At 58.5% G+C, this 5093-nt stretch carries 3 protein-coding genes; 2 read left to right on the top strand and 1 reads right to left on the bottom strand.

The features are described from left to right. Positions 1-184 precede the first annotated feature (184 nt). Positions 185-2170 (bottom strand): nucleoside-diphosphate sugar epimerase/dehydratase, encoded by a 1986-nt coding sequence (locus tag EN969_RS16045; protein WP_063167692.1) that lies wholly within the window; start codon positions 2168-2170, stop codon positions 185-187. Positions 2171-2735: 565 nt separating this feature from the next. Between EN969_RS16045 and EN969_RS16040 the strand changes: the two genes are divergently transcribed. Then, a complete protein-coding gene (locus EN969_RS16040) occupies positions 2736-4454 on the top strand; it encodes a sulfotransferase family protein (protein ID WP_013532717.1) in 1719 nt (572 codons plus the stop codon). Further along, positions 4451-5093 (top strand): class I SAM-dependent methyltransferase (locus tag EN969_RS16035; protein ID WP_164758287.1); only part of this gene is annotated, 643 nt, incomplete at its 3' end. The genes EN969_RS16040 and EN969_RS16035, both read left to right, overlap by 4 nt.

The raw sequence follows: 5093 nt of genomic DNA, 5'->3' as shown, positions 1-5093 counted from the left end.
GCTCGAGCAGGGACTGCAGCTGCTCCTCGATGAAGGCGGCGCCGTCTTTCGTGCCCATCAGGACCGCGATGCGCAGATCATCTTTGCTCACGAGCAAGATCGCTTTCTGATTCTGATTGGATCTATCTCTTTGATTTGGCGCAATTCCCAAAGGTAAGCGCCGTGCGCTTTTCCCGGAATTGTTCTAGGTCGCCTGCCCGGCCGTCTTCGGAATCGCGTCTTGACGTGCACTTGCCCTGGCCTTCTTGGCGCGGTCGAGACCTGCCAATGCGGCGAGCGCGGCAGCCTTGTCCTGGTTTTTCGCCGACTGCTGCAGCGCCGTGAGCGCGACCTGGACATCCGACCATTCCACGACGTCCGTGCTGAGGCCGAAAATCTTCGAGATGCCGAGTTCGACGAGTTCCTCGTCTTCGCCATGCAGCGTTTCGTGGAGTTTTTCACCCGGCCTTATGCCGGTGAACCGGATCGCGACGTCCTTGTATGGGCTCTTTCCGGACAAGCGGATCATCGTTTCGGCCACTTCAAGGATCGGTACCGGCTTGCCCATGTCGAGCATATAGACGGCATAATCGTCTCCGCTCTGCCGCGACGCGGCATCGGCCGCCGACATGATGACGAGATCGACGGCTTCGGCCACGGTCATGAAATAGCGTGTCATGCGCCGGTCGGTGATGGTGACGGGCCCTCCGGCCTCGATCTGCGCCTGGAATATGGTCGCCACCGAACCATTGCTGCCGAAGACGTTGCCGAACCGCACTGCAATGAACTTGGTGGCCGGGCGACGCCCGCTTGTCTCGCCTGCCGGCGTGCCATGCAAGGCGCTGATGATCTGTTCGGCGGCCCGCTTCGTCATGCCGAGCACTGACGAGGGATCCACCGCCTTGTCGCTCGATATCAGGACAAATTGCGCAACCCCGCACTTGGCGGCGACCTCGGCACAGACGAGCGTTCCGAAGATATTGGTCTGGATGGCCGAATCCCAGTTTTCCTCGAGCAGCGGAACATGCTTGAGGGCCGCGGCATGAAAGATGATGTCCGGCCGGAATTCCGTGACGACACGCGTTATCTGGCGCCGGTCCGCGACATCGACGATGCGGACCTTGAGGCGGTCGTGGTCCTTCTCGTCAACATACTGGCTCAGCTGGAAAATGCCGAACTCGGAGTTGTCGGCGACCAGCACCGCCTCGGCTCCGAGTTCCAGCGACCGCCTGACCAGCGTCTGACCGATAGAACCGGCACCGCCGGTCACCAGAACGCGTTTGCCGCCGACAAAGGCGCCGATACGCTGGATATCGGACGCGACCGTCGGCCGGCGCAGGATCGTTTCCATCTCGACGGTGTCGAGAACCAGCTTTCCGTGCTGTTCCAACTCCGAAAGGCCTGAGAACTGCACCACATTTATGTCGCCGTGCCGGGCAATGCGCACAAGTTCCGAATAGTCCTCGATTTCGTGCTCGGCGCCGCTGCCGAAAATCAGCAAGTCCAGGCTCTTGGTGCCGGTCGCATAGTCTTCCAGGACATCGATCAGGCGCGGCATTGTCGCCACCACGGGAACACCTTGAATCCGCGTGCCCAACGGTGCGCCGCGCTCGGTGGCCATGATGCCTGCGATGGAATAGTCCGCCGGTTGCGCCGTGCGCGTGAAGCGAATGATCAGGTCGGCCTCGCCGAGCCGGCCGACAAACAGAGCGCGCTTGGCCTGCTGGTCGGTCTTGCGGCTCAGAATCCCCCAGCTCGCGCCGTCACGCAGGAAGCGGTAGAACAGCCGGGGTGCCGATATGATGGTGAAGGAGACGAGGAAGAAGACGATGAACTGACGCTCGTTGAGCCCCGCCACCGGCCGGTAAAAACGCAGCAGCAGCGACGCCATGTAAAGAGTGAACGTCAAAATCGCGCAGCTCTTCAGGATGTTGAAAAAGTCCGGCGTCGAGGCGAAGCGCCAGACAGTGGTGTAAAGGCCACTGTAGCGGAACAACAAATGGCTGATGACGACGATGCCCGCCCATGTCGCCAGACCCTCGTTGGAGAACGCTTCGAACGAAAGATTCGACCGCGAAAGAATAAGGCTGAGTGCCACGGCGACCAGGACCATGACCACGTCCTGGACCATGATGAAGGCGCGCCGCATCTGTGGCCTGAGCCCGAACACAGCTTCTAGATGGGAATTCATTGGACGGCACTAGACTCCAGGCTCAAGGGCATCGACACCAGCGAAGTGCGAACACGAAGATACTTCGCGATCAATCACCTTACCCACGTGCCATCCCCGACCCCCGCCGTCCTGTATCGCATACTGCGGGTGCGAGGGCATAGCCAGAGGTTTTTTCGGACAAGAGCGTGAATACGAGTAAGCTTGACGCCCTGTTACTGGATCGGTGGAGTCCGATCGGTGCGTTGCGATTTGGACACTGCCGCCGCGTCAGCGTTGTTTCGGTTTTGCCGCAATTGACTCTGCTCTCGACCTCGCTACGACGCAACTGGTCGAAATGGCTATGAAGGCCAAGTTTGCGGGTCGAGTGCGTGCAGAGGACAAAGCTACCAGAGGTGGGGCGCGGGCGCGCCACATTATAGTCATAACATGTCGCGACATGATGGCACGCTGGCCATTTCCATACTGGGACGGCCTTCAGAGACGTAATGACTCGGTTGCAGCTTCCAAAACCGGCGTAGAGTACAGGCAAGGCTCATGATCGCAGAAGCCAGCTCTGTGGCTTGCCCATCCATGGGATACAATTATGGCTGTTGCCGCGACGACAATGAAGAGTTCGAAGTTAAAGCGAGAAAGCCAGGGCGAGCGCACCTGCTTGATGGTTCTTGGCATGCATCGGTCCGGCACCAGCGCGTTGGCCGGCGTGCTTCAACTGCTGGGTGTTGCTCCACCAAAGAACTTGATTCCCGCCGACGAAAGCAACCGGACAGGTTATTGGGAACCATTGCATCTGGCCCTGCTGAACGAGCAGCTCTTGCTCGAACTTGGTAGCCGGTGGGACGATTGGAGGCCGGTCCGGGTCGAGGAACTGTCGGCAAGCCGGTTAAGATTCTACCACGACGAGATCGCTCGCCTACTCGATGGCGAATATGGCGGCATGCCAACGATCGTGCTCAAGGAGCCGCGGATTTCGCGCATTGTGCCGATCTATCAGCAACTGCTTACATCGCTCAGGTACAAGACTGACTATGTAACGATCACTCGCAATCCACTGTCGGTCGCCAAATCGCTGGCAAAGCGCGACGGAATGGATCTGGGATTCGCCTCCCTCGTTTGGCTGAACTACGTTCTGGCCTCCGAGAGAAGCACTAGGAATTCACCTCGTGTCTTCTTGTCGTACGAGTCGATGGTTCGAGATTTCGGGCCTGCCCTGGAGAAGATCTCAGAACGATTTTCGATCGAATGGCCGCGCAAGATTAGCTCTGTCGAGAAAGAAATTGCAGCTTATCTGTCGACTGATCACCAGCACCATCTGGCGAGCGTCGACTTGCTCATGGCTAATGATGGCGTGCCGGATCTGGTCAAGCGAGCCTATGTTGCCATGCTCGACCTCGAGGAAGACGCGTCTTCGCCAGCAGCGACCGCCGAACTCGATGCAATCTATGACGAATTTGAGGACAGTTGGCTGCCGGCTGGCCAAGTCATGTTTGCCGAATTGCTGGCGCGTGAGACCAAGGCGCGCCTCGCGCCGACAACCGATTACGCCGCCACAGAGTTAAGACTGGTCGGCAATGTCCGGGCGCTGATGTCTCAAGTCGATCAACTTAGCGCGGAACGCGATGCGTTGAAATCAAAGATCGTAGCGATGGTTGAGGACCAGAACCCAATGGAAGGGCAGGCGGTCGAGGGTGAGATAAGAGCAGAGCGACTGAAGTCAAGCGAGTTGGCCACCGAGTTGGCCACAAGGATCGGTGAGATTGCGAGCTTGAATGCCGAACTCTCAACGCGCTCGGCGCAACTCGCAGATTCGAGACAGGAAATCGCAAGGTATGTCAGCCAGATGTCAGCTCTCCAGGCAGATTTGAGATCGCTCACCGAGCAGTACGACAGCCGGGGCCTGGACGTTTCGACCCTGAGGGACCAAGCAGAACAACTGCGATTGGAGATCGCCGCCAAGTCAAGCGAGTTGGCCACGAGAATCGATGAGATCGCGAGCTTGAATGCCGAGCTCTCAACGCGCTCGGCACAACTCACAGATGCGAGACAGGAAATCGCAAAGCATGTCAGCCAGATGTCAGCTCTCCAAGCGGATTTAGGATCGCTCACCGAGCAGTACGACAAGCAGGGCCTTGACGTTTCGGCCCTGAGAGGCCAATTGGCGGCCGTGACGGAAAGCCTTCAGGCAGCGGCGCGCGAGCTAACGCTTATCCACGAGAGCAAATCGTGGAAAGTTGCGAAAGCATTGTCAAAGCTTGCTTTGCCGATCCGAAAGATTGGCGCAGACACACGAGGCACGGATAAGTGAGCGCAAAACAGAAGACATCAGCAGATATCTACGTTTTCGATGTCGACCCGAATTCGGACACGGCTGCGGCAAATGTGTTGCGGTTAGTCGGCAGGGATAAGGATGTCCTCGAAATCGGCGCCGGACCGGGGTCGATCGCCAAGCCACTGATAGCTCTGAACGGCTGTCGGGTTACCGCGCTCGAATATGATCCGAACTGCATTCCGATCCTGAAGAGCTTTTGCGTCGACGCGGTCCAGGGCGATCTCAACACGCCAGGATGGGGCGAGGTCTTCGGTGAGCGACGCTTCGATGCCGTCGTCATCGCGGATGTGCTCGAGCATCTGGTCAATCCCTGGGAGACATTGAGGGAGGTCACCCGCTATCTGCGGCCTGGCGGCAGCGTGGTCTCGTCGATCCCCAACGCCAATCATGCCGCAATGATGGCGATGATGCTTGATGACAATGTCGACTACCGGGACTGGGGCCTTCTCGATCGCACACATATCCGCTTCTTTGGCGCCAAGAACCTTCAGCACCTCTTCCGCCAAGCCAATCTGAAGATCGTCGACGCGCTCTTTGTCGTGCGGACGCCCGAGATGACAGAGTTCGCCGAGAACTGGAAGAAAACGCCCGAACAAGTCCGGGCAGCTTTGGAAC

Origin of the sequence: Mesorhizobium sp. M7A.F.Ca.CA.003.01.2.1, assembly GCF_003998945.1 — a bacterium.
Classification (GTDB): domain Bacteria; phylum Pseudomonadota; class Alphaproteobacteria; order Rhizobiales; family Rhizobiaceae; genus Mesorhizobium; species Mesorhizobium ciceri.
The sequence above is the reverse complement of the archived record's forward strand: the minus strand, read 5'-3'. Positions and strand labels throughout refer to the sequence as shown.